Here is a 23,098-nt window from a genome sequence, read left to right on the forward strand (position 1 = left end):
ATGGAAAAATTCATCCGCCTGACCGGTGTCGCCGCCCCCCTGCCCCGCCCCAACATCGACACCGACGCCATCATCCCCTCGCGGGAGATGAAGCGGGTGTCCAAGGAGGGGCTGGGCGAAGGCCTGTTCGCCGACTGGCGCTACAGCGACGTGGCGGCCCGCGTCCCCAACCCGGATTTCGTCCTGAACCGCCCGCCGTTCGACCGCGCGCCCATCCTCATCGGCGGCGCCAATTTCGGCTGTGGTTCCTCGCGGGAACATGCCGTATGGGCCTTGAAGGACTATGGCGTCCGCTGCGTCATCGCGCCGTCGTTCGGCGCGATCTTCCAGGGCAACTGCGTGCGTAACGGCATCCTGCCCCTGGTGCTGGCCGAAGGACATGTCACCGCCCTGGCCGCCGCCGCCGACCATCGGCCGCTGACCATCGACCTTGACGCGCTGACCGTGACCTTGCCGTCCGGCGACGCGCTGACCTTCACCATACCGCCGGCGGACCGGCAAATGCTGCTGGAGGGCCTGGACCCGATCGGCGTCACGCTGAAGCGGCTGCCCGCCATCATCGCCTTCGAGGCGGATCATTTGAGCCGCCATTCCTGGATTTGATCATGCCGAGGTTCTTCCATGTCCAATGAAGCGGACGAACATGCCGCCCCGCCGCTGGCGGGCCTGAAAGTCGTCGAATTCACCCATATGGTGATGGGGCCAGCCGTCGGCCTGGTGCTGGGCGACCTGGGCGCGGACGTCGTCAAGGTCGAGCCGCTGGCCGGCGACAACACCCGCCGCCTGATGGGGTCGGGTGCCGGCTATTTCCCCATGTACAACCGCAACAAGCGGAGCATCTGCCTGGACCTGAAATCACCGGAAGGCCGCGAGGCGGCGTTGCGGCTGATCGACGAGGCCGATGTCCTGATTGAGAATTTCCGGCCGGGCGCGATGGATGCCCTGGGCTTTGGCGAGGCGGCCATGGCGGCCCGCAACCCCGGTCTGGTCTACTGCTCGGCCAAGGGCTTCCTGTCCGGCCCCTATGAACATCGCGCCGCCCTGGACGAGGTGGCGCAGATGATGGGGGGGCTGGCCTATATGACGGGCCCGCCCGGCCGGCCCCTGCGCGCCGGTTCCTCGGTCATCGACGTCATGGGGGGGCTGTTCGGGGTCATCGGCGTGCTGGCGGCGCTGATCCAGCGCGGCACGCTGGGGCGTGGCCAGTCGGTGAAAAGCGCCCTGTTTGAGAACTGCGTCTTCATGGTTGGCCAACACATGGCGCAGAAGGTGGTGACGGGCGTCGCCCCCCGCCCCATGCCGGTGCGCATTTCCGCCTGGGCCATCTATGACCTGTTCACCACCCGCGACGGGGAGCAGGTCTTCGTCGGCGTCGTGACCGATGGCCAGTGGCAGGCCTTCTGCAAATCCTTCGGCCTTGAGGACCTGCTGGCCGACGAGACGCTGGCGCGCAACACTGGCCGGGTCCAGGCGCGCGAGCAGTTGATCCCCCGCGTGCAGGCCCTGTTCGCCGACATCGACAAGGCCGAGCTGCTGCGCCGGCTGGAGGCCATCGGCCTGCCCTTCGCCCCCATCAACCGGCCGGAAGACCTGTTCGACGATCCGCACCTGAATGCCGCCGGCGGCCTGCTGGACCTGACCCTGCCCGATGACCGGCCCATCCGCCTGCCGGCCCTGCCGGTCGAACTGGACGGCCATCGCCCCGGCCTGGTGCGTGACCTGGCCAAGCCAGGCCAACACACGCGCGAAGTCCTGGCCCAACTGGGCTATGGCGAGGCCGAGATCGCCGACCTGGTGGCGCGCGGCCTGGCCGCGGGCTGACCCCGAACCGAAACGAAGGAGGATGACGATGAGCGGCACGGCCATCGAGATTTCCGAGGTGGGGCCCCGCGACGGCTTGCAAAGCATCAGCGCCATCATGCCCACCGAGGCGAAAAAGGCGTGGATCGCCGCTGAAGCCGCGGCCGGCGTGCGCGAGATCGAGGTGGGGTCGTTCGTCCCCGCCAAGATCCTGCCGCAACTGGCCGACACCGCCGAGATCGTGGCATACGCCCGCACCATCCCGGGGCTGACGGTCGCGGTGCTGGTTCCCAACCTGAAAGGCGCGCAGGCGGCGGTGGCCGCCGGCGCGCACAAGATCACCATCCCGCTGTCGGTCAGTGAGACCCACAGCCTGCGCAACGTGCGGCGCACGCACGCGCAGATGCTGGAGGAAACGGCGGCGATCGCCGCCCTGATCCGGGACCTGCCCGCCGAAAGCCGGCCCAAGCTGGAGGGCGGCCTGTCAACGGCCTTCGGCTGCACGCTGGAGGGCATCGTGCCCGAGGCCAAGGTCTTGGCCCTGGCCGAAGCCCTGATGGACGCGGGTTGTGATGAGGTCGGCCTGTCCGACACGACGGGCTATGCCAATCCGGCACAGGTGCGGCGCTTGATCCGGGCGGTGCGCGGCGTGGTAGGCGATGCCGCGTGCGCCGGCGTGCACCTGCACAACACCCGCGGCCTGGGCCTGGCCAACGCGCTGGCCGCGCTGGAGGAGGGAATCACCACCTTGGACAGTTCCCTGGGCGGGATCGGCGGCTGCCCCTTCGCCCCGGGCGCGTCCGGCAACATCGTCACCGAGGACCTCGCCTTCATGCTGGCGGCCATGGGCTTCGACACCGGCATAGACCTGGAGCGTCTGCTGGCGGTGCGCCAGGTGGTGCGGGCCGCCCTGCCGGATGTGGAGCTTTATGGCTTCGTGCCCGATGCCGGCCTGCCGAAGGGATATGTCCCAGGGTGCGCTTACGGCACCGTGTCCCCCCACGAGGCCGGGACCGATGGCGCGTCGGGCCCGGTGGCGCCGTAAGCGGCAGGGCGCCGCCCCGGCATGGGGCGGCGCCCTTTCCTCATCCGCGCGGGGCAGCTTGGTCAGCGCGCCAGTTCGTCGGCGATGTCCTCGCTGCTGCTGTCCTGGGCGGTCAACGCCTCCTCCTCCTGCTGAACGACGCGCAGCACCCGGGCCAGGAACTCCTGTTGCCACAGGCCGCGTTCCGCCGCCGCCAGCTTGGTGGGCGCGAACGCCTCGATCTCGTCCGGCGTGACCACACCCTTGGAGGCCAGCAGGCGCTCCAGCGTGTCGAGGCGCAGGCGCGCCACCGACAGCTCGCTGGCAAGCGCCATGCTGATGCACAGCAGGCGCTCGTTTTCCCGGCTTTCCAGGAAGCGGGGGCGCTTGCCCGTCGGCTTGGCCGACGCGTGGGCCAGGGCTTCTTGAATGGACATCACACCACCTCCTTACGGGCGCCAACGACATGCCAGGCCGCCTTGCGGCCGTAATCCTCGCCCTTCTCCTCGGCCACGGCGGGGAACAGCGTGGTATCCACCACCGCCATGACCCCGCCATGCAGGATGGTTTCGGCAGGGAATCCCGCCTCCGTCATCCAGGCGTCGAGGTCGATCTCGTGCATCTTGGTCCAGAAGGGCTCGGCGTTATAGAACGCGTCCCAATCGCGCATCGCCTGCTCGAACAAGGGCATGGTGGGCGCGTATTGCGGCTGCTCGACATGCAGGACGAAGCCGCCGGGCGCCAGCAAGCGGAAGGATTCGGCGAAGATCCGCTTCATGGAGGCGTAACTGGTTTCGTGCAAGAACATCGTCGACTGCACCCAGTCGAAACTGGCGTCGGCGAACTGCGGCAGGCTCTCCACATTGGCCTGGACGAAACGGATGTTGTCCACCCCCAGGCTCTTGGCGCGGGCGAGGCCGTAGCGCAGCATGGGCGCGCCGACGTCAACCGCCACCACCTCGGCATCCGGGAAGGCCTGGGCGATGGGAACGGCGTTGTGGCCGAGGCCACAGCCGATGTCCAGGATGCGCTTGGGCTTGAAGTCCGGCAGGTTGGTCTTGACCCACTGCACCACCGCCTGGCCGCCGCCATCGTTGTAACGGCCCAGCATGCCGCCGGTGGTGGCGAACAGGCCGGAGTCGTAGTTCGCGGCGTTGGCCACGTCGCCGGCGCCATATTCCGTGTGGTAGCTGCCCGGCATGCAGTGATGGTCGATGGCGGCGATGTAGCGCGGCAGCGTCATGGCCGGATCCAGGACCAGGCGGTCCTGGTCGTCCCCGATCAGCGCCTTGGCGCGATCGGCCAGGGCCTCACGCTGGCGCAGGGTGGCCCACCGGCCCGCCTGCTGCCGGATCTCCATGGTGGAACGCCGCAGCGCCGACCACAGCCGCCAATAGGGATCCTTGGTCAGGGCGCGGCGCACCTCGTGCCGGTCCTTGAAATCGCGCCCGTGCTCGGTCTTGAAGGCCGGCGCCACGCGGCTGTCGAACGCGCTCTTCACACCGGGCAGCACCCGCGCCGCCAGATGGCGGTTCATCTGCGCCAGGAAATTGAACCGTTCGACCTCGTCATGCGTCAGCTCGGGGAAAATGCCGTGCCGGCCGACCACGCGGTAATCCGGGGGGCCGTCATAGGCCGCCTGGGCCGCGCCATCGGAAACTGGTTTGCCTGATCCGTCCATTCATCGCCTCCACGAAGCCTGCGGACACCCGGGGGTGCGCCCCTGTCGGCGCCCTGTCGTCGCCATCCCGTTCACGGCGGGCCTGCCGCCCTTCGAAATTGGTCGGGGAGATCGGGAGCCGCCTGCCCAAAGGTAGGCCCGCAGCCCGCCGCCGCCCCCACATCCAGTTGTCCTTCGACACAAATCAAAGTGGTTGGGCAAGGGGGTTGGTGTACCCACAATCCGCGTTTGTGCGGATTTTACTGCCGGTGATTGGACCGAGGCCCGCCCCGCTTCCGAATATGTCTGGACATATGGGGGTCGCCCCCACCGGCCGCCGCCGGGAAACCCGGCACCCGACGATGGGGGTGCCCGATAACAGGGTATAGGCACGTCATGGAATTGCTTGGAATGTATCTGGATGAGCATTTGCTGCTGCGATGGCTGCACATCATCGCCATGGCCTATTGGCTGGGTGGCGAGTGGGGGGTGTTCAACGCCGCGCGCAACATCACGAACCCCAGCCTGACGCTGGCGGAACGGCGCCGTCACATGGAGACGGCCTATCGCATCGACATCCTGCCGCGCACGGGCATCATCCTGCTGCTGCCCCTGGGCCTGCACATGGGGCACAACCTGGGCACCCAGCCGCTGGGCGGCCCCTGGCTGGTGGGCATGTGGATTTTCGTCGCCGTCTGGGTGGGGCTGGCGCTGACGGCCTTCTTCAAGCGGGGCACCGACCTCGGCATTCGCCTGACCAAGGCGGACGAGGCCATTCGCTACGTCGTCATTCCGGCCCTGTTCCTGACGGGCGTCTACAGCCTGGTCACCGGCGGCCCCTTCAGCGCCCACTGGTACGCGGCCAAAGCCACCTTGTTCTCCGGCCTGCTGGTCATCGGCCTGATCCTGCGTTACGTCATGCGCGACTGGGTCATCGCCTTCCGCAAGCTGGCGGCCGAGGGCTCCACGCCTGAGCTGGAGGACCGCCTGGCGTCGCTCATGGCATTCTCCCGCAAGCTGGCTTACTTCTACTGGGCCGGCATCATCACCATGGCCTTCCTGGGCACGGTGAAGCCGTTCTGACATGGGCGCCCATGGAACTGCGTGACCTTGAGTATTTCCTGGCTGTGGCGGAATCCGGCAGCTTCACCCTGGCCGCCCAGCAACGCGGCCTCAGCCAGCAGGCTTTGTCCAAATCGCTGGCGCGGTTGGAGGGGGAACTGGGGGTTCCCTTGCTGGAGCGCACGCCCAAGGGCGTGTTGCTGACCGGGATGGGGGAGGCGCTGCGCATCCGGGCCCAGACGGTGCTGGCGGAAGTCTCGCACTTCCGCCGCGACGTCGACGTGGCGCTGGGGCGCAGCACCAGCCAACTGGCCTTGGCGTTGAGCCCGGTCGCGTCCGCTGGCGTCGGCCGCAACGCCGTGATCCGGTTGCAACAGCGCTATCCGCGTCTGAACCTGCGGATCGAGGGCGGACTGGCGCCACAGTTCGTCCGCCTGTTGCTGGCGGGCGAAATCGACCTGGCGGTGACCACCGGTGGCGGTGATGTCGATCCGCAAATCATGGTCACGGCCCTGGGCGATGAGCGCTGGCTGGTGGTGGGCCGGCGGGGCAACCCGATGCTGACGCGGGCCCGGTCCATCGCCGACCTGGGTGGCGCCGATTGGATTTTCGGCAAGTTGCCGGAAGGCCTTGGCCAACCAGTGGACGAGCATTTCCTGGCCGCTGGCGTCCCCCCCATCCAGCCCCGTATCATCACCACATCGCTGCCCTTCGCCATATCGGTGTTGGAGGCGACCGACATGCTGGCCATCCTTCCCCGGTCCATGGTCGTGGCGGCCCCCGGCCTGATGGGGCGCGACCTGGCCCAAGGCGGCTGGACCACCCCCTTGATCGCCATGCGGCGCCGACGGGCCGTGTCCTCGGCGGCGGCAACCGATCTGATCGCCATCCTGCAGGAGGAAGCCCGGCGGGCCGGCGGCGACATAGAATGAGCGGACGCTGGTGAACACCTTGAAGCGCAGGCCGGTCGGAACGGCCCCCCGCTACCGTCAGATCGCCCAGATTCTGCGCGCCGCCATCGGCAACGGCACCTACAAGGTGGGTGACCTGCTGCCCGGCGAGATCGAACTGTGCGCCCTCTACGACATCTCCCGCCACACCGCGCGTGACGCCCTGCGCCTGCTGACGGACGAAGGCCTGGTGGTGCGCCGACGCCGGGCCGGCACCATGGTGACCGCGCCGCCGGGCCCAGCCACGTTCGTGCAGCCCTTGGGGGGATTCGAGGACCTGTTGCAGTACGCGGGCGAGGCGCGGCTGAGAATCATCTATTACGGTCCGGCGCCGGCCGACGGCCTGGCCCAGACCCTGGATCTGCTGCCCGATGACTGGCGCGAGCTGCGCGGCTACCGGGGAAAGGGCGCCCAAACCGTGGGCCTGACCCGCATGCTGATCCGCAAGGATTGCGCCCCGACGGGGAGCGACATCGACGGCGCCAGCTCGGTCGCCGGGGCGATCGAGGCGCGCTTCGGCGTGGTGGCCAGCCGGGTGGACCAGCGCATCAGCGCGCTGACATTGTCGTCCCTGCTGGCGCAGTTGCTGGGCGCGCCGGAAGGCAGCGCCGCCCTGCACACCCAGCGCCAATACCGCGACGCGACGGGGCGGCTTTACCTGGCGACGGAAACCGTCCATCCCGCAGATCGTTTCGCCTACGTCACAAGCTACACCCGCGAGCGGCCCGACATCGACCGATAACACCGGCATCGTCGTTTCAGGGTTGAGTCGGGGCCGCTCATGCCTTAGAAAGGCATAAAGATATACCAATAAAGAACCAGGTCAGAAAGGGACGGCAGCATGCGCTTTGAGCCAACGATGGTGCGCGAGCGGAAGACCGCGCGCGAGATTTTCGAGGAGGTCAGGGCCAACCCCGTGCGCGCCAAGTTCGGCTTTGGCCAGCGGCTGGCCATCGTCAACGTCGACTTCCAGCAGGCCTATACCCGCCCGGATCTGTTCCCCAAGACCGCCTATGTCACCGATCCCGACCAGATCGCCCACGTGAACCGCATCAGCGCCGCGGCGCGCGCCGCCGGCTTCCCCGTCGTCTGGACACGGGTGGCCTACAAGGCCGATGGCGGCGACGCCGGGGTCTGGGGCACGCGGACCAACACGCCGGACAGCCTGCAGAACATCCGCCGCGACAGCGATCGGCATGCCTTCGATCCGCGTGTGGAAATCGATACGGCGGTGGACCTGGTCTATGACAAGCGTATGCCGTCGGCCTTTTTTGAAAGCCCGCTCGCCAGCTATCTGGTTTGGCACAAGATCGACACCGTGGTGGTGACCGGCGGCAGCACGTCCGGCTGCGTGCGCGCAACGGCGGTGGACAGCCTGTCCCATGGCTACCGGACCATCGTTCCGGAGGAATGCGTGGCCGACAAGCACGAATCCTATCACTTCGCTAACCTGACCGACCTGCTGCTGAAATACGCCGACGTGGTCAAGGCGGCCGAGGTCGACGCCCACCTGGCGGCATTGCGGGGCTGAGGCCCTTTCCCCCATCCCAAGAAACCGGGAGCCCATCCATGCACGGCGATCCCAACCTTTACGATTTCTGGCCCTACCGCGACCGGCCCAAGATCACCTGGCCGGGCGGCAAGAAGGTGGCCTTCTGGGTGGCGCCCAACATCGAGTTTTACGAGCTGGACCCACCCGGCAACCCATCCCGCAAGCCCTGGGGTCGCCCCCACCCGGATGTCGTGCCCTATTCCGCCCGCGACTGGGGCAACCGGGTGGGCCACTGGCGCATAATGGACGTGATGGACGAATGCGGCGTGCGCGGCAGCGTCAGCCTGTCGGTCGCCATGCTGGACCATCATCCCGAAATCATCCGCGCCTGCGTCGACCGGGATTGGGAGTTCTTCAGCCACGGCATCTACAACACCCGCTATTCCTACGGCATGACCGAGGCGCAGGAACGGGCGGTGATCGAGGACAGCATCAAATCGGTGCGGGACGCGACCGGGCAGCGCATCCGCGGCTACCTCGCCCCGGCCCTGACGCACACCGAGCGGACGCTGGATCTGCTGGCCGAATACGACTTCTGGTACAGCTGCGACCTGTTCCAGGACGACCAGCCACAGCCGCTGAAGGTCAAGGGCGACAAGCGGCTGATCTCCATGCCCTACAGCCTGGAGGTCAACGACGTCATCACCTATGGCGTCTATCACCAGAGCCCGCGCGCCTACGCGGACACCCTGATGCGCCACTTCGACCAGTTGCTGGAAGAAGGGGCGGAGACCGGCACGGTCATGTGCATCCCGTTGCACGCCTACCTGGTGAGCCACCCGCACCGCATCGGACCCTTCCGCGACGCCCTGCGTTATATCACCGGCCACCGGGACGACGTGTGGGTCACGACGGCCAAGGACATCGCCGAATTCTACCTGGCCAACCATTACGACCAGACGCTGGCCGACATCCAGGCGCGCGGCTGCGCCCGCGCCGGCACCGGTTTCAACCCCGCGCCCGCCGAATCGGCCGAGGGGGCCCGCTGATGAGCATCCTTCCCGACAGCTACCTGACCTATCCGCACCGTCATGCCGGGCCGGATCATGGTCATTACCCTGCGGCGCCCTTGCCCGGGCGCCCGCCCATCCGGCTGCCCGGCGACCTGTCCCTGGGACTCTGGGTCGTCGTGCCGCTGGAATTCTTCCCCCTCAATCCCTCGGGCCAGCCCTTCAAGGCGCCGGGGGCCATGCAGACGCCCTATCCGGACCTGCGGCATTACACCACCCGCGACTATGGCAACCGCGTCGGCGCCTACCGGCTGCTGAAACTGTTCGGCAAGCTGGGCCTGAAGGTCACCTTCGCCGTCCAAGGCGCTGTGGCGGAGCGCTATCCCGCGCTGGTGCGCGACGTGGTGGCGGATGGCCATGACATCTGCGCCCACGGCTGGGACACCGACAGCCTGCACCATTCCGCCCTCACGGCGGAACGCGAGCAGCACTACATCCAGCGTACCCTGGAGGCGGTGACAGCGGTGACGGGTCAGCGCCCTGACGGCTGGATCAGCCCGGCGCGGGCGGAAGGCTTCCAGACGCCGGCACGCCTGGCCGCCGCCGGGATCCGCTGGTTCGCCGACTGGGCCCATGACGATCTGCCGACGGCTTTCCATACCGAGGCGGGCGATCTCACGGCCCTGCCCCTCTCCAACGAGTTGGACGACTGGCAGATTCTGATCGCCCATGCCCGGCCCGAGCAGGAACTGGTGGCGCAGGTGTCGGACGCGGCGGATTGGCTGCTGGCCGAAGCGCGCGCCCAATCCAGCCCGCGCCTGCTGACCCTGACCGTCCGGCCTTATGTCTGCGGATTGCCCTATCGCGTCAAGGCGCTGGAGGATAGCCTGAGGGGTGTGCTGACGAGGCCCGGCTGCGGCGGCGTGCGCCCCGGCGATCTAACCAGTGGTTGAGGGTTGAAACCGGCGCGGGTCGTGCTTGCACCCGCGCCGTTTGCCCCCTAGCCTTCCACAGCCATAAGAACTTCGCCACCGAACCGCATCCGATAGGATTCATGGACCATTCCGCACACGACACGGGACTGAACCCCGACCAGCTGGATCACACGGCGCCCACGCCGCTGTATCACCAGATCTACCTCGTCCTGCGCGAGAAGATCCGCAATGGCGAGTTCCCGCCCAACTCCGTCATGCCGGGGGAACAGGAGCTGGCCAAGCTGTTCAACGTGTCGCGCATCACGGTGAAGCGATCGCTGAATGAGCTTGCGGCCCATGACCTGGTCACCCGGCATCGCGGACGCGGCACGGTTGTGACGGCGTCGGCCACCCTGCCCCAGGTGCACGGCAGTTTCGATAACCTGATCGAGAGCCTGAAAACCCTGGGCCTGGAAACCGAGGTCGAGGTGCTGGACGTGGCGGAACTGCCGGCGCCCCCCGCCGTGGCCGGCCTGCTGGACATCGACGCGGGAACCCCGGTACAGCGGGTGGCGCGCCTGCGCAAACTGTCGGGCGAGCCGTTTTCCCACATCGTCCAGTACATGCCCTTGGATGTCGCCGCCCGCATCAGCCGGGCTGACATGGAGACGGTGCCGACGCTGGTGTCGCTGGAGCGCGCGGGCTTCGCGCCGCATGAGGCCGAACAGTGGATTACGGCCGTCGGCGCCGAGCCGCCGGTGGCGACGGCCCTGGAAATGGCGCCGGGCGCGCCGGTGCTGCGCGTGGAGCGGGTGGTGCGGGATAAAAGCGGTCGTGGCGTGCAGATCATCCACGCCAATTATCGCCCCGACCGGTTCAAATACCACATGCGGTCGGGCCGCAAGGCCATCGGCGGCTGGAAGTCAGAGGGGTGACCGCCCCCGCCACTGCCGGCGGGGGCGTCATCGACCTCAGTGCGGCTCCTCGCCGCCCGAAACGTTCATGCTTTCAGCGGTGATGTAGACGGCTTCATCGGAGCACAGGAAGGCGACGGCGTTGGCGGTGTCCTGGGGCAGGCCTGGCCGCCCCATCGGGATGCGGCCCTTCATCGCCTCCAGATACTGCTCCATCGTCAGGCCGAGTTGCTTGGAGAAATACTCGTTCTGCCAGGCGCCCAAACCGGTGGTCACATGGTTGGGGCAGACATTGTTGACAGTGATGCCGTGCCGTCCCAGCTCGATGGCGGCCGACCGCACCAGCCCGACCAGACCGTGCTTGGATGAGCAATAGGCGGCCGCGAACGGAAAGCCGGACTTCGCCGCCTGGCTGGCGATGTTGATCACGCGCCCGCCCCGCCCGGCCGGCGCCATCACTTCCGCCGCCGCCTTCAGGCCGTTGAAACAGCCCGTCAGGTTGACATCGATGACCGCCTGCCATTCCGACACGTCGGTCTCCAGCAGCGGCTTCATCAAATAGCCGATGCCGGCGTTGTTGATCCAGAAGTCCAGGCCGCCCAGGCGCTCCACCGCGAAGGTGGCCAGGGCGCGCATCTGGTCCATGTCCCGCACGTCGCAGATGAAGGTTTCGATGCGGGCGCCGGTGTCGGCGGCGATGTCCGCCGCCACGGCCTGAAGTTCGGAAACGGCACCGATCATGCCGTCCGGCGTCGCCGCGTCGGCCGCACGGCCGATATCCGACAGGATGACGGCGGCGCCATCGGCGGCCAGCCGCCGGGCGATCGCCTCGCCCAGTCCCTTGCGGCGCCCGGCGCCGGTGACGACCGCGACCTTGCCGGCGAAGCGGCCCTGCCCTTGGTGTTGCATTCCCTCGCTCTCCCTTTCCTCAATGCCCTCAAGTGGCGGCAAGCAACCGGGCGGCGGCGTCCCCCGCCACCCGTCCCAGCGTCACGGCCATGCAAAGCCCGGCCCCCGGCAGATAGCCTGAGGGACCGGGGCCGCCGATGCTGCGGGCCGCCCCGCCGCCCGCGAACAGGTTGGGCAGGGACCCGCCCGACGCCCGCTGCACCCGGGCATCGGCGTCAACCACCAAACCGCCCTGGGTATGGAACAGGGCGCCGGTCACACGGATGGCATAGTAGGGCGGCGCCAGGACGGGGCCGGTGAAGCGCCGGCCGAACGCGTCCACCCCGCCATCGGCGATATGGGTCGCCACCTGCGCCAACGTCGCGGACAGGCCGGCCGGCTCTATGCCCGCCAACGCCGCCAGGGCCGCGACGCCATCCGCCTGGCGGACGCCCCCCGCCTCGCGCAGCGCCACATATTGCGGCAGGCTGGCGCAGCTTTCATGGATGCGCTGGTCATAGATCACCCAGGCCAAACCGTCGGGCTGGGCGATGACGCGGGCGCCAGCGCCCGACACGTCCTCAAGCTCGTGCGCGAAGCGCGCGCCCAGACGGTTAACCTGGATCCCACCCTCGATCAGGAAACGCGGGTTGACGTCGATGGCGGCCGGGGAGGCGAGCAGGCCCAGCCCCTGATAGGCATCCATATCCGCCAGCGCCGCGCCCAGGGCCTGGCCCCAGGCGATGCCTTCACCCTGGTTGCCTTCCCACCCGAAATAGGGGGCATCGGCCATGGTGGGGATGAACCGGCGCACCATGGCGGCGTTGCCGCCGAAACCACAGGTCGCCAAAATCAAGGCCTGGCAACCGATGTCCTCGACACTGCCGTCAGGCCGACCCAGGCGCACGCCCGTCACCCGTTCGCCATCGGCATGGATGTCGGTCACGTGGGCGCTGGTCAGGATGTCGACCCCGGCGGCCTGGCAGGCCGATAGCAGACGTTGCATGAGATCCTGCCCGGTCCGGCCAGGCGTGACGTGCATGCGCATCACGCTATGGCCGAAGGCGGGCTTCCACCCCGTCTCCAACAGCAGCGGCACCCCGTGCTTTTGCGACAGCCAGTCCAGCGTGGGCCCGGAACGGGCCCCCACCAACCGGGCCAACAGCGGGTCGGCGTGGCCGCCCGTCTTGGCCATGACGTCGTCAAAAAAACGGTCGGCGCCGTCGTCGACGCCATGGCGGCGCTGTTCCGCCGACCCTGAGGCGCACAAGGCGCCCAGCGACATCGACGTGCTACCCTGGGGCAGGGCGTCCCGCTCCACCACCACCACGTCGACACCGGCATCCCGCGCCGCCAGGGCCGCCACCAGCCCACAGGCGCCGCCGCCGATGACCAGCAGGGGGACAGTGACCTCAAAAGGTGTGTCGCGACCCGAGATAATTGACATGCTAAAGCCCGCCCACCGATATTGTTATTGGTATAATGGCATACTATTATTCCTTTTCAAGGATCATGAACATCCGCCCTTGATTGGAGACCGTCCCGTGCCGAACGCCGCCGAGCTGCTGATCGACCACGCCTTGGCGCTGAGCTGGGAACAGCTTCCGGCCAGCACCCGCACCGCCGCCGCGACCTTCCTGCATGACAGCGTGGTGGTGGGCGTCGCGGGCCGCAAGGCGCCCTTCGCCAACGAGGTGCTGTCGGCCACGCTGGCCTGGGGGCAAGCGGGGGGGCAGGAGGGCGGGCGGGGCGGCCATGTGCTGGGACGGCCCGATCTGCGCCTGCCCGCACCCAGCGCCGCGTTCCTGAACGCGTTCCAGATCCATTCCCAGGAATTCGACTGCGTGCATGAGCCGGCGGTGGTCCACCCCATGGCGACCATCCTTTCGGCGGTGCTGGCCGAAACCGACCGCAGCGGCCCCTATGACGGCGAAAATCTGCTGACGGCGCTGGTCGCCGGCGTGGACGTCGCTGCCGGTCTGGGCGTCGCCGCCACCTCCCCCGTCAAGTTCTTCCGCCCGGCCACCGCTGGCATCTTCGGTTGCGTGGCCGCCTTGGCGCGGCTGAAGGGGATGTCCCGTCGCGCGGCGCTGGATGCCATGGGGCTGGCCCTGGCCTGCGCGTCGGGCACCATGCAGGCGCATGTGGAGGGCAAGGCCACCCTGCCCCTGCAGATCGCCGGCGCGGCGCGGTCGGCGATCCAGGCGATCGACCTGGCGGTCGCCGGCCTGCCCGGACCGGATGGGTCCATCGACGGGCCGTTCGGCTATCTGACCCTGTTTGAGGACAAGCACGACATCCGGCGCCTGATCGATGGCTTGGCCGGGCCACACCGTATCGAACAGGTCAGCTGGAAGCCATTCCCCACCGGCCGCGCCGCCCATGGCGCCATCGTCGCGACCCAGCAGCTGATGCACCAGCACGGGATGCACGCCCTGAATCTGGAAAAGCTGGTCTATCGCGCCCCGCCCTTGATCGCCCGCCTCGTCGGACGGCCGATCATCCCGGACATGACCCCGGCCTATGCCCGCCTGTGTTTCCCCTATCTGGGCGCCGTGGTCCTGACGCGGGGAACGATAGACCTGGCCGATTTCACGCCTGAACGGCTGCGCGATCCGACGATCGCCCAGTTGGCGGCCCGGATCAGCGTGGAAAGCGATGGCAACCCGGACCCCGCAGCCTTCGTTCCGGCCCGGGCCGCAGCGCTGCTGGCCGATGGCCAGGTCCTGTCCAAGGACGTGACCGTGCAGTTCGGGGCGCCGGAATGGCCGCTGACGCGGGATGAGCATATGGAAAAGGCCCGCCGCTGCTTGGCCTTCGCCGGGATGGAGTCGACGCACCAGCGCTTGGCCGACACCTGCCTGACCCTGGCGAATGCCGAGGATGCCGGCGGCGCCCTGTGGGCCGCCCTGGCGGGCTGACGGGACGCCCGGCCGGCGTCGTGAGGCGCCGGCCGGGCGTGTCGGCCGGGTGTCAGCCCAGCTTGTCCGTGGTCATGAAGATGACGTCGGCCATGGATTGGAACTTGGCCGCGATCTCCTGCATGCGGCTGGTGGCGATGTCCTGGCCGAACGCGGCCATATCGCCGACGTCCAGCACCTCCACATACTGGTAGGGCGGCTGGCCGCCGCCGAACAGGCCGGTGACGCGGAACACCTCGAAGCTGTCGATCGAGGCCAGGCCGTTGACGGTGGGGATATCCTGCGCCTTGGCCCAGGCCTCATAGTCGGCGACGCTGACGCCCGGCTTCAGGTTGAACAGGGCGATGATGCGGCTGGACATGGGGAAACCCTTTCTGGCGATTAGGCGGCCTTGATGACCGGGAAGGTGGTGGGGTAGCGCCCCGTCAGCAGCAGCAACAGGGAACCGCCCACGAACATGGCCGCCGCGATGGCCAGGATGGGCGTGTAGCTGCCGTGCGCGGCGAAGACGTAGCCGTAGAGGGGGGCCGACGCCGCGGCGCCGCCGGCGAAGACGGCGTAGAGCATGCCGTAGATGCGGCCGTAATAGGCCATGCCGAAATGCCGGCCAGCCAGGTAGGAGATGAAGTCGGTCTCGGCGCCAGCGGCGCCCCCCAGCAGGATCGCGGCCAGCCCGATCAGCCAGATGGAGGTGGTGTCGCTCATGAAGATGGCGCAAGCGATGGCCGGCATGGACAGCAGGGGCACGGCCGCGGCCGGCGCCCAGACCCGGTCGACCAGCAGCCCGGTGCCCAGGCGGCCGACGATGATGGCAAGGCCGACGCCGCCGGCGATCAGGGCGCCTTCCTCGCTGCTGAGGCCCTTGAGCCGCATCATGTTCTGCAGGTTGGTGTGAAAGCCGCCATAGGCGACCGACACCAGCAGGAAGGCCACCATCATGATCCAGAACCGGGGCAGGCGGATGGCCTGGGCCAGGGTCAGACCGGTCTTGACGGGGGCGGCCTCCCGCGGCCCGGCGGCGCCATCGGCAGGCTCACGCATGAACGCCCAGGCGACCGGCAAGGCCAAGGCCAGCGGGAACAGGGCCAGCAGGGCGTAGGTCCAGCGCCAGCCCCAGGTCTTGATCAGCAACACGGTGGTGACCGGCAGCACGAAGGCGGCCAGGCCCGTGCCGGTGAGCATGATGCCCAACGCCAAGCCCCGGTTTCGGCTGAACCATAAATTGATGGCGCGCGACCAGGTGACCGGGGTGGACCCCACGCCGACGACGCCGATCAGCAGGTAGCAGGCATAAAACCAGGTCAGCGACTGCGTCAGGCTGAGGGCGGCGAAGACCAGCGCGAAAGCGAACAAGGACCAGAGGGCGACGACGCGCGCGCCGTACCGGTCCGCCAGCGCGCCGACGATGGGCGCGAAGACGCAACCGGTCAGGCCGTAACACATGATGCCGGTCATGATGTCGCCCGCGTTCCAGCCGAACTCCCGCATCAGGGGCTGCAGCAGCGAACCGATGGTGTTGTACGGCAGCGGCGACGCGCCGCACATGGTTCCCAGGGTGGCGGCCAGAAGCACCCTCCATCCCTGCCGGAACTCACCCGTTTGCGTCTCACGCATCGCCGACCTCTCCCATTTCGATCAATTCGTAAATCTCGCCGTCCGGGCCCGCGACACAGGCGGACCGGCGACCGGCGTACAGGGGGCCGGGACGAGCCGCGGCGGGCGCCAGCAGGGGGGCGGCCACCCGGTCCAGCCGGTCGACGCCCAGGCTGATGATGGCGTTTCCCGGCGCCAGCCCCCCGGGCGGCCGGGGCCTGGCCACCGCGTCCTCGGGATACTGGTCGATCTCCGCCACCGGCAGCCGGCCAACCTTGGTCATCGTCAACGTGCTGCGATGATCGGCCGGCAGGCCAAAGGCGTTGTTGATGACGCCATAAGGGATGCTGAACGTGCCCCCCTGCTCCAGCCCCAGCTTGTCCCGCTGGAAGGCCAGCGTCTGGGCGTGGTCGGAGGCGGCCAGCACGGCGATGAAGATCACATCGACCGGAGACCCCGCCAGCGGCAGATCCAGGTCGGCCATATCCTCCAGCACCTGGTTGAGGTACAGGATCTCCCCCCCGCGCCCGACCACCTGCATGGGGATGAAATTGTTGAAGCCCGACACCTTTTTCGGGGGACCGATGACGGTGAAGCCGCTGCCCGCCAACCGCTCGTGCAGGGCGAAGACATCGGCCACCGTGATCTCGAAGGCGGCCCAGCCGAAACTGCGCGCGGGGCGATAGCCGGGGACCGGCGGCGCCTCGACCAGCCGCAGGAAGCAGCCGTTGCCGCTGACGGGGGCCAGCAAGGCCATGCGGGCACCGGCGGCGGCGGGGGCAGCCCAGGCTTGCGCCAGGTCGTCGGGAACGACGCCCGTCTCCAGCACGGTCAGGCCCAGCGTGTCACGGTAATCCGCCAGCGAGGTGTCGAAGGTCGCGGTCGCCACGGTGCCGGCCTTGATCCGGCCATGACTATCGAAGCCCGTGGCACGGCTTGAGGCGGTCATGCCCGCCCCCCTTCGGCTCCAACCAGTGGACATCCCCGACTTTCCGGCTTGGGCTGCCAACCCGCCGGCCTTACCCTGTTCGCCATGCCCGTCCCCATCTTGGCGCCCTCGCCGCTTTCCGGCAGGCCTTGAGTCGTATGGTATATAGATATATGATTAGATCAATAATAAACGTCACTGGAACTGGAACAACGGGACGGCATTGATGACAACCTACACCGCCCAGACGGCCACGGCCGACGAAATCCCCCTCGACGAAACCCCACTGGTCCGCGACCTCGCGGATATCGTCGGCGCCGCGCACGTCCGCAAGGATGCCGGCGGGCGCAACCTCTTCTCCCAGGATATATACGCGCGGGCCGCCGACACCGTCGTCCTGGTCGCGGCACCGGCCGATACCGCGCAACTGGCGGCGGTCGCGGCCGCCGCGCGGCGCCACGGCTACGATTGCGCCCCCCGGGGTGGTGGCATGAGCTACACCAAGGGGTACGTGCCGGCCACGCCCCTCACCGTGGCCCTGGACCTGTCGCGCATGGACAAGGTGCTGGCGGTGCGCGCCGACGACATGGTGGTGACGGTTCAGGCGGGCTGCACCTGGAAGACGCTCTATGAGACGCTGGCGCCCCTGGGTTTGCGCACGCCCTTCTGGGGCCCGCTGTCCGGCCTGATCTCCACCGTGGGGGGTGGAATCTCGCAGGGCAACGCGTTCTTCGGCGCCGGACACCATGGCACCGGCGGGGAAAGCGTCGTGGCCATGACCCTTGTGCTGCCCGACGGCCGCGTGATGCGCACCGGCGCGCGCGGGGCGGATGGCGACAGCCCCTTCTACCGTCACTACGGTCCCGACCTGGCCGGCCTGTTCACGGGGGACTGCGGCGCCTTCGCCATCAAGGCCGAGATCACCTTGCGGCTGATCCCCCTGCCCAAGCATGAGGCCTACGCGTCGTTCTCGTTCAAGGACAGCGCCGCGATGTTCGGGGCCATGGCCGACGTCACCCGCGCCGGCATCGCGTGTGAGCTTTGCGGTTTCGACCCCCGCCTGACGCGCATCCGCCTGAAGCGCGCCTCCTTGGCGGCCGATCTCGGAGCCCTGAAAAGCGTCGTCGGCAAGCAGTCGTCCCTGCTGGGCGGCTTGAAGGAAGCGGCAAAGGTCGCGCTGGCCGGCCGTGGCTTCATCGACGAGGGCGACTTCGCCCTGCATCTGGTGTTCGAGGGCCGGTCGGCCGCCGGCGTGGCCGACGATCTGGCGGAGGCGCGGGCCATCGTCGCCCGGCACAAGGGCCAGGAGGTGGAGAACACCATCCCCAAGGTGATGCGCGCCCAGCCCTTCGTCGCCGTCAACTCGATGGTGGGGCCCAATGGCGAACGCTGGGTCCCCATCCACTGCCTGGTGCCCTTGTCCCAAGCCCACCGGATCTTCGAAGCCATGGAGGCCGTGTTCGCCGCCATGGAGCCGGAGTTCCGCGAGCATGGGGTGGAGAACGCCTATCTGTTCGCGGCCATGTCCACCAACGCCCTGATCATCGAACCCACCCTCTATTGGCCGGACGCGCTGATGGACCTGCACCGCACCTCGGTCGAGCCGGGCCACCTGGCCAAGTTGCCGGTCAATCCACCCAACGCGGCGGCGGCGGCCGTGGTGGAAAAGGTGCGCCAGCGCCTGCTGGAGTTGTTCCAACGGGAAGGCGTGGGCCATTTCCAGGTCGGCCGCACCTACCCCTACCTGTCCTCGCGCGATGCCGTCAGCGTCGATCTGCTGCGCGGGGTGAAGCAGGTCCTGGATCCGACGAACGGCCTGAACCCCGGCGTTCTTGGTCTCTGATCCGGGGGGCCTCTGACACGGGGGCCCTGGTCCACGTGATGACAAAGGGCCCGCGGGACCGAATGACCGGTTCCGCGGGCCCTTCGCTTTCGCGGTGGGAACCTGGATCAGCGCTCCAATTCCACCAGCTCGTACCAGGTCAGCATGTAACCCCCGACCCCGCCCTGGACGAACAGGGAGTCGTCGTCCCGGGTGACCCAGACATCGTACGGCGGGTGCGCGCCATCCTTGCTGACCATGCTGGCATTCTCGTCCGTGAAGCGGAAATGCCGGCAGTCAAAGGTGCCCGCGGCCACCGTCACCGTTTCGTCCCCGACATATTCCAGGAACAAATTGGTTTCCGCGATCAGGGGCGGCGTCGCGCCGCGATGGTCGGGGGACGGCAGGAAGGCGCGCAGGGGCCGCTTGTGCGGCCCTTGGGAGACATCCATGCAGCGGGTCATGTAGGCGTCACCGATGATGGGATGCGTGCCGAACCCGTCATAGTGGCCATTCACCGGCATGACCTGGGAGACACGGCCGATGGTGGGGCCATGGCTGACGCATTCGATCTGGTCGGGCGTCATGCGGAACCAGCCGCTGCCCATGTAACGATCGCCCACCGTCAGGCGGACGTGGCAATCCATGGGGCGGTCATTCTCATCCAGGGAATAGATCACGTCGCGCAGCACCGTGGGTGCCGGCTCCTCGATCTCGCACATCGCGCGGATGGTGACCTTGTTGTCGGTATGACGGGTGATGGTGAATCTTTCGCGCCCCCGCTCCTCCCCCAGGCGTTCAGGCTTGCGGGAAGTGTAAAGGATGCGGCCGCGCAAGGTGCGGTGCTGCATGAAGGCGTCTCCTGACTGTCAACCGACGAAGCTGAAAACCTCGTCGCGCAAGGCGGGCCCGAATTCCGGATCGCGGAAGCCGGGCAGGGTACGGAACAGGGCGTCCACCTGGGCCGCCGCCTGGCGGGTGGTATCCAACAACGGATCCTCCACCGACGACAGGGCCAGGATGGGCTGGCTCACCAGGCCGATGCGTTGCAGCGGCTCATAGGCGAAGGCGGCGCGATACGGACGGAAATAGGTTTCGCCCGTCTTCAACACCTCCACCACCCAGTCGCGCAGCGCCTGGGGCGTGCCCAGGCCGTTGTCACGCCGATGGGCCCGGTCGCGCTTGAACCAGGGGAAGAACAGGTACTGGTCCCGGCAGAACATGAAGCAGCGCATCAGATAGGCGCCGTCCAGGTCCGGTGTGAACGGCAGCGCATAGTTCTCCAGGTAGTCGTCGCGCTGTCCGGGCGTGAAGACGGCGACGCCGTCGACGATGACCTTGCGGACCAGGTCCGGCGCCGCGATCGCCACCTCCAGCGCCACGTCGGCGCCGGTGTGGGACCCGTAGACGCTGATATCCCGCAGGCCCAGCGCCCGGATGGCCTCAAGCAGGCCCAGCGCCAGGTCGGTGATGGTCGGCGTCTCCAGCGGCAGAGGGCTGCTGTCGCCGTTGCCGGGGGTGTCCAAGGCGACGACACGGTAGCGCGCCGCCAGGAGGCGCATCAGCGCCTCCAACTGCTTCGCGCTGCCGGGGGAGGCGTGGTGCATCACCAGCACCGGTCCGTCCTCGCCCACGGTCCGATAGTGGACCTGGCCAAAGCTGGTGTCGACGAACCGGCGCTTGATGGTCGGGGCAGTCGTCATAGGGCTGACTATTCCTTTCTTGCCGTTCAGAAGCGGCGGGTCAACGTCGCGGTGACACGGCGGGGCTCGCCGTAGTAGTAGCCGTTGAAGACCGAGGTCAGATAGGTCTTGTCCCCACAGTTCTTGCAGTCCAGCTTGACCCGCCATAGATCGTCATCGGTGGTGAACGTGAGCGACAGGTTCACCAGCGTGTAGTTGCTGGCGTAACTGTTGAGCGCCGTCGGCGTCAGGGTCGACGGCGCGGAGTTGGCGGCCGTGGTCCAGAAGCCACCGGTGTAATCCAGCTCCGCCGTCAGCGCGAAGCTGGCGTCCCAGGACGGCACCGGCAAGGTGTAGGTCCCCCCCACGGCGGCGCTGCGCTTGGGGAAGCGCGACAGCTGGTCGGACAGATCGATGGCGTTGACGTAGGCGCCGGTGCCGCTGACGAAGGACTGCGCGCGCGGGTTCACATAAGTGTACTCGCCCTGCTGGATGCCCAGCGTGCCGAACAGGTCGAGGGCGTGGAAGGGCCTCGCCCGAACCTCGAACTCCAGCCCCTTCACCTCAATATTGCCGGCGTTGTCCTGGGTCGACAGGGTGGTGCCGGCGATGGGACCCGGCGTGGTGTAGGAAAGCTGAAGGTTCTTGGTGTCGGCCAGGAAGCCGGTCACGTTCACCTGCAGCTTGTGGTCCAGGAAGGTGCTCTTGACGCCAGCCTCATAGGACCAGGTGGTCTCCGGCTTCATCGCGGTGAACTGCTGCGGCAGATAGGCGGTGCGGGAGTTCCAGCCGCCGCCCTTGTAGCCGTTGGTCGCACTGACGAACAGCAGGACGTCTTCCATGGGCTTGTAGTTCAGGCCGAACTTGGGCGTGATGACGTTGGTTTCCAGGTCGGTGGCGATGCCATAGCGCTTCAAATCCGCCGTGGTCGCGCCACCGTACGAGGTGGCGGGCAGTTGCAACGCCTTCACCTCATGGGTCACGCGGGCGCCGGCGATGGCCGTGATCGTGTCGGTCAGGTCCAGGTCGGCCTGGGCATAGGCGGCGTAGGAGTCCGTCTGGTTGCGGATGTCGCGCACGCTGGAATAGCCGGGCTTGCCGCCGCAGCTCATGTTGCCGTCGCCATAGAGACCGGCGCTGCACGAGATGGAGGTGCCGAACACCTGCCCGGCGGCGGTGCGGTTATCCTCGTTGAAATAATAGAGCCCGGCGACATAGCGCAGCTTGTCATCGAAAAAGGACCCGACCGCCTTCAGTTCCTGCGAGACCATGTCGTAACGGCCATCGTTGGTCAGGTAATAGGGCGTCGGGTTGATGGTGCGCGACGACGGCAAGGAGAAGTCCATCATGAACTTCTGATTGATCGTGCGGTACCCGGTGATGGCGTTCAGCGTCACCGACGGCAGACGCCATTCCAGGTTCGCGGTCACGGCCGTCGACTGGGCGGAGGAGCCCAGCCCCCGGTTGGCCAGGGCGTCGGCCAGCACGTTGCCGGTGCCGCCGGACGTGGTGGCGGCCAGGCGGGTTTGCGTGGGATCGTCGTAGTAGGACCGCATGTATGTGCCCGAACCGCCGGTGTGCTCCACACTGAGGTCTACCGTGATGTCGTCGTTGGGCAGCAGGCGCACCGCACCCCGGCCGCCGTAGCTCTTCAAGGCGTTCAGGTTCTCGCCATTCGCCTGGTTCGTCATCCAGCCGTCGTCCTGGCTGTAATAGCCTGTGAACTTGGTCAGGATCTTCGGCGTCACCGGGACGTTGATGTCGCCCCGGAACGTGCGTTGTTCGTAGGAGCCATAGGTGGCCTCCGCATAGCCGCCGAAGTCCTCGGACGGCTTTTTCAGGCGCACGCTGATGGCGCCGCCGGTGGAATTGCGGCCGAAGGTGGTGCCCTGCGGCCCGCGCAGCACCTCCATCTGCTCGATATCGAACAGGCCGTAGTTGTTCGCGTTCTGCCGGGGGACCACCACGTCATCGACATAGGTGGAAACCGCCGGGTCGATGGTGGCGATCTGCTCGGTCGAGCCCAAGCCACGGATGTAGTAGGTGTTGGCCCCCGGGATACCGGTGTTGCTGCTGCCGAACAGGTTCGGGACCATGCGCACCAGATCCAGGGTGGAACTGACCTGGCGGTTGGCCATGTCGTCCGCGGTGAAAGCGGACACGGCCTGGGGCACGGACTGCAGGGTCTCGGCCCGGCGGCGGGCGGTGACCACCACCTCCTGCAAGCCATCATCATCAGCGGCCAACACCGGCGCCACGGTTGCGAACAAAGCGATCACAGCGGCGGACGCGCCCAGCGCCCATTCCTTTTTCAGCATGCCCAATGCCTCCTGTTCTGCGGACGCGGTTTATCCCGCGCCATTTGTGAGTCTATTGATATATGTTTAGATCTTTTTGGAAAGCCCTTTTTTGGGGGCGCGGCGCCCTGCCCAACGATC

Annotated in this window: 22 protein-coding genes; 12 read left to right on the forward strand and 10 right to left on the reverse strand. The window is 67.6% G+C overall.

Annotated features, from left to right (window positions below):
* The 3 genes from leuD to FHS74_RS18040 are packed head-to-tail and all read left to right on the forward strand — an operon-like array spanning nucleotide 1 to nucleotide 2,845.
* On the forward strand, nucleotides 1-603 hold the full coding sequence (gene leuD / locus FHS74_RS18030) for a 3-isopropylmalate dehydratase small subunit (protein WP_184803118.1): 603 nt from the start codon (nucleotides 1-3) through the stop codon (nucleotides 601-603).
* 18 nt (nucleotides 604-621) lie between these two features.
* Nucleotides 622-1,821 carry a CaiB/BaiF CoA transferase family protein gene (locus tag FHS74_RS18035; RefSeq protein WP_184803120.1) on the forward strand — a complete coding sequence of 400 codons (1,200 nt, stop codon included), beginning with the start codon at nucleotides 622-624 and terminating at the stop codon, nucleotides 1,819-1,821.
* 28 nt (nucleotides 1,822-1,849) lie between these two features.
* Nucleotides 1,850-2,845, forward strand: coding sequence for a hydroxymethylglutaryl-CoA lyase (locus tag FHS74_RS18040; protein ID WP_184803122.1), 996 nt, complete (start codon nucleotides 1,850-1,852; stop codon nucleotides 2,843-2,845).
* 62 nt (nucleotides 2,846-2,907) lie between these two features.
* Here FHS74_RS18040 and FHS74_RS18045 read toward each other — a convergent pair whose 3' ends face one another.
* On the reverse strand, nucleotides 2,908-3,261 hold the full coding sequence (locus FHS74_RS18045; protein ID WP_184803124.1) for a hypothetical protein: 354 nt from the start codon (nucleotides 3,259-3,261) through the stop codon (nucleotides 2,908-2,910).
* Nucleotides 3,261-4,505, reverse strand: coding sequence for a class I SAM-dependent methyltransferase (locus FHS74_RS18050; protein ID WP_184803126.1), 1,245 nt, complete (start codon nucleotides 4,503-4,505; stop codon nucleotides 3,261-3,263). Before FHS74_RS18050 ends, FHS74_RS18045 begins: the two co-directional genes overlap by 1 nt.
* A gap of 375 nt (nucleotides 4,506-4,880) precedes the next feature.
* Here FHS74_RS18050 and FHS74_RS18055 point away from each other — a divergent pair, with 375 nt between their 5' ends.
* The 7 genes from FHS74_RS18055 (at nucleotide 4,881) to FHS74_RS18085 (ending at nucleotide 10,847) form a co-directional block, all read left to right on the forward strand.
* Entirely contained in the window at nucleotides 4,881-5,567 is a 687-nt protein-coding gene (locus tag FHS74_RS18055; protein ID WP_184803128.1) for a hypothetical protein, read from the forward strand.
* Nucleotides 5,568-5,578: 11 nt separating this feature from the next.
* The gene (locus FHS74_RS18060; protein WP_184803130.1) at nucleotides 5,579-6,478 is read left to right on the forward strand and encodes a LysR family transcriptional regulator; all 900 of its coding nucleotides are present in this window, start codon (nucleotides 5,579-5,581) and stop codon (nucleotides 6,476-6,478) included.
* Nucleotides 6,479-6,488: 10 nt separating this feature from the next.
* Nucleotides 6,489-7,238, forward strand: a complete 750-nt coding sequence (locus tag FHS74_RS18065) for a GntR family transcriptional regulator (protein WP_184803132.1) — start codon at nucleotides 6,489-6,491, stop codon at nucleotides 7,236-7,238.
* Between the two features lie 99 nt (nucleotides 7,239-7,337).
* Nucleotides 7,338-8,027, forward strand: a complete 690-nt coding sequence (locus tag FHS74_RS18070; protein ID WP_246463222.1) for an isochorismatase family protein — start codon at nucleotides 7,338-7,340, stop codon at nucleotides 8,025-8,027.
* A 38-nt stretch (nucleotides 8,028-8,065) separates the two neighbouring features.
* Nucleotides 8,066-9,037, forward strand: coding sequence for a polysaccharide deacetylase family protein (locus tag FHS74_RS18075; RefSeq protein ID WP_184803134.1), 972 nt, complete (start codon nucleotides 8,066-8,068; stop codon nucleotides 9,035-9,037).
* Nucleotides 9,037-9,951, forward strand: a complete 915-nt coding sequence (locus FHS74_RS18080) for a polysaccharide deacetylase family protein (protein ID WP_184803136.1) — start codon at nucleotides 9,037-9,039, stop codon at nucleotides 9,949-9,951. The genes FHS74_RS18075 and FHS74_RS18080 overlap by 1 nt, the downstream gene beginning before the upstream one ends.
* A 101-nt stretch (nucleotides 9,952-10,052) precedes the next feature.
* Nucleotides 10,053-10,847: a GntR family transcriptional regulator gene (locus FHS74_RS18085; RefSeq protein WP_184803138.1), complete on the forward strand. Its 795-nt coding sequence runs from the start codon at nucleotides 10,053-10,055 to the stop codon at nucleotides 10,845-10,847.
* A 36-nt stretch (nucleotides 10,848-10,883) separates the two neighbouring features.
* Here FHS74_RS18085 and FHS74_RS18090 read toward each other — a convergent pair whose 3' ends face one another.
* A complete protein-coding gene (locus tag FHS74_RS18090; protein WP_184803140.1) occupies nucleotides 10,884-11,735 on the reverse strand; it encodes an SDR family NAD(P)-dependent oxidoreductase in 852 nt (283 codons plus the stop codon).
* A 28-nt stretch (nucleotides 11,736-11,763) separates the two neighbouring features.
* Nucleotides 11,764-13,161 carry an FAD-dependent oxidoreductase gene (locus tag FHS74_RS18095; protein ID WP_184803142.1) on the reverse strand — a complete coding sequence of 466 codons (1,398 nt, stop codon included), beginning with the start codon at nucleotides 13,159-13,161 and terminating at the stop codon, nucleotides 11,764-11,766.
* Between the two features lie 97 nt (nucleotides 13,162-13,258).
* Between FHS74_RS18095 and FHS74_RS18100 the strand changes: the two genes are divergently transcribed.
* Nucleotides 13,259-14,635: an MmgE/PrpD family protein gene (locus FHS74_RS18100; RefSeq protein ID WP_211106381.1), complete on the forward strand. Its 1,377-nt coding sequence runs from the start codon at nucleotides 13,259-13,261 to the stop codon at nucleotides 14,633-14,635.
* A gap of 52 nt (nucleotides 14,636-14,687) precedes the next feature.
* Here the strand turns inward: FHS74_RS18100 and FHS74_RS18105 are convergent, their stop codons facing one another.
* From FHS74_RS18105 to FHS74_RS18115, 3 genes are read right to left on the reverse strand one after another with little or no spacing between them, the layout of a single operon-like run.
* Nucleotides 14,688-14,996, reverse strand: a complete 309-nt coding sequence (locus FHS74_RS18105; RefSeq protein WP_184803144.1) for an REDY-like protein HapK — start codon at nucleotides 14,994-14,996, stop codon at nucleotides 14,688-14,690.
* A 20-nt stretch (nucleotides 14,997-15,016) separates the two neighbouring features.
* Nucleotides 15,017-16,249, reverse strand: a complete 1,233-nt coding sequence (locus tag FHS74_RS18110; RefSeq protein ID WP_184803146.1) for an MFS transporter — start codon at nucleotides 16,247-16,249, stop codon at nucleotides 15,017-15,019.
* Complete coding sequence (locus tag FHS74_RS18115) at nucleotides 16,242-17,177, reverse strand: VOC family protein (protein ID WP_184803148.1); 936 nt, start codon at nucleotides 17,175-17,177, stop codon at nucleotides 16,242-16,244. Before FHS74_RS18115 ends, FHS74_RS18110 begins: the two co-directional genes overlap by 8 nt.
* Before the next feature lie 205 nt (nucleotides 17,178-17,382).
* On the opposite strand from FHS74_RS18115, the gene FHS74_RS18120 reads away from it, so the two are divergent.
* Nucleotides 17,383-18,999 (forward strand): FAD-binding oxidoreductase, encoded by a 1,617-nt coding sequence (locus tag FHS74_RS18120; RefSeq protein WP_184803150.1) that lies wholly within the window; start codon nucleotides 17,383-17,385, stop codon nucleotides 18,997-18,999.
* Between the two features lie 107 nt (nucleotides 19,000-19,106).
* On the opposite strand, the gene FHS74_RS18125 is transcribed toward FHS74_RS18120, so the two are convergent.
* Genes FHS74_RS18125 through FHS74_RS18135 form a run of 3 tightly spaced genes read right to left on the reverse strand, consistent with a single transcriptional unit; the run spans nucleotide 19,107 to nucleotide 22,978 of the window.
* The gene (locus FHS74_RS18125; RefSeq protein WP_184803152.1) at nucleotides 19,107-19,829 is read right to left on the reverse strand and encodes a DUF3108 domain-containing protein; all 723 of its coding nucleotides are present in this window, start codon (nucleotides 19,827-19,829) and stop codon (nucleotides 19,107-19,109) included.
* 18 nt (nucleotides 19,830-19,847) lie between these two features.
* A complete protein-coding gene (locus FHS74_RS18130; RefSeq protein WP_184803154.1) occupies nucleotides 19,848-20,681 on the reverse strand; it encodes an alpha/beta hydrolase in 834 nt (277 codons plus the stop codon).
* Nucleotides 20,682-20,707: 26 nt separating this feature from the next.
* Nucleotides 20,708-22,978: a TonB-dependent receptor gene (locus FHS74_RS18135; RefSeq protein WP_184803156.1), complete on the reverse strand. Its 2,271-nt coding sequence runs from the start codon at nucleotides 22,976-22,978 to the stop codon at nucleotides 20,708-20,710.
* Nucleotides 22,979-23,098 lie beyond the last annotated feature (120 nt).

Origin of the sequence: Nitrospirillum iridis (assembly GCF_014205765.1) — a bacterium.
In the GTDB taxonomy this organism is placed as follows: domain Bacteria; phylum Pseudomonadota; class Alphaproteobacteria; order Azospirillales; family Azospirillaceae; genus Nitrospirillum; species Nitrospirillum iridis.

Excerpts from the sequence above, each read along its gene's own strand:
- FHS74_RS18090 (WP_184803140.1), bottom strand. The coding sequence starts at position 11,735 with ATGCAACACCAAGGGCAGGGCCGCTTCGCCGGCAAGGTCGCGGTCGTC.
- FHS74_RS18110 (WP_184803146.1), bottom strand. The coding sequence starts at position 16,249 with ATGCGTGAGACGCAAACGGGTGAGTTCCGGCAGGGATGGAGGGTGCTT.
- FHS74_RS18115 (WP_184803148.1), bottom strand. The coding sequence starts at position 17,177 with ATGACCGCCTCAAGCCGTGCCACGGGCTTCGATAGTCATGGCCGGATC.
- FHS74_RS18055 (WP_184803128.1), top strand. The coding sequence starts at position 4,881 with ATGGAATTGCTTGGAATGTATCTGGATGAGCATTTGCTGCTGCGATGG.
- FHS74_RS18050 (WP_184803126.1), bottom strand. The coding sequence starts at position 4,505 with ATGGACGGATCAGGCAAACCAGTTTCCGATGGCGCGGCCCAGGCGGCC.
- FHS74_RS18060 (WP_184803130.1), top strand. The coding sequence starts at position 5,579 with ATGGAACTGCGTGACCTTGAGTATTTCCTGGCTGTGGCGGAATCCGGC.
- FHS74_RS18045 (WP_184803124.1), bottom strand. The coding sequence starts at position 3,261 with ATGTCCATTCAAGAAGCCCTGGCCCACGCGTCGGCCAAGCCGACGGGC.
- leuD (WP_184803118.1), top strand. The coding sequence starts at position 1 with ATGGAAAAATTCATCCGCCTGACCGGTGTCGCCGCCCCCCTGCCCCGC.
- FHS74_RS18040 (WP_184803122.1), top strand. The coding sequence starts at position 1,850 with ATGAGCGGCACGGCCATCGAGATTTCCGAGGTGGGGCCCCGCGACGGC.
- FHS74_RS18130 (WP_184803154.1), bottom strand. The coding sequence starts at position 20,681 with ATGACGACTGCCCCGACCATCAAGCGCCGGTTCGTCGACACCAGCTTT.
- FHS74_RS18095 (WP_184803142.1), bottom strand. The coding sequence starts at position 13,161 with ATGTCAATTATCTCGGGTCGCGACACACCTTTTGAGGTCACTGTCCCC.
- FHS74_RS18070 (WP_246463222.1), top strand. The coding sequence starts at position 7,338 with ATGCGCTTTGAGCCAACGATGGTGCGCGAGCGGAAGACCGCGCGCGAG.
- FHS74_RS18105 (WP_184803144.1), bottom strand. The coding sequence starts at position 14,996 with ATGTCCAGCCGCATCATCGCCCTGTTCAACCTGAAGCCGGGCGTCAGC.
- FHS74_RS18085 (WP_184803138.1), top strand. The coding sequence starts at position 10,053 with ATGGACCATTCCGCACACGACACGGGACTGAACCCCGACCAGCTGGAT.
- FHS74_RS18035 (WP_184803120.1), top strand. The coding sequence starts at position 622 with ATGTCCAATGAAGCGGACGAACATGCCGCCCCGCCGCTGGCGGGCCTG.
- FHS74_RS18120 (WP_184803150.1), top strand. The coding sequence starts at position 17,383 with ATGACAACCTACACCGCCCAGACGGCCACGGCCGACGAAATCCCCCTC.
- FHS74_RS18080 (WP_184803136.1), top strand. The coding sequence starts at position 9,037 with ATGAGCATCCTTCCCGACAGCTACCTGACCTATCCGCACCGTCATGCC.
- FHS74_RS18135 (WP_184803156.1), bottom strand. The coding sequence starts at position 22,978 with ATGCTGAAAAAGGAATGGGCGCTGGGCGCGTCCGCCGCTGTGATCGCT.
- FHS74_RS18075 (WP_184803134.1), top strand. The coding sequence starts at position 8,066 with ATGCACGGCGATCCCAACCTTTACGATTTCTGGCCCTACCGCGACCGG.
- FHS74_RS18125 (WP_184803152.1), bottom strand. The coding sequence starts at position 19,829 with ATGCAGCACCGCACCTTGCGCGGCCGCATCCTTTACACTTCCCGCAAG.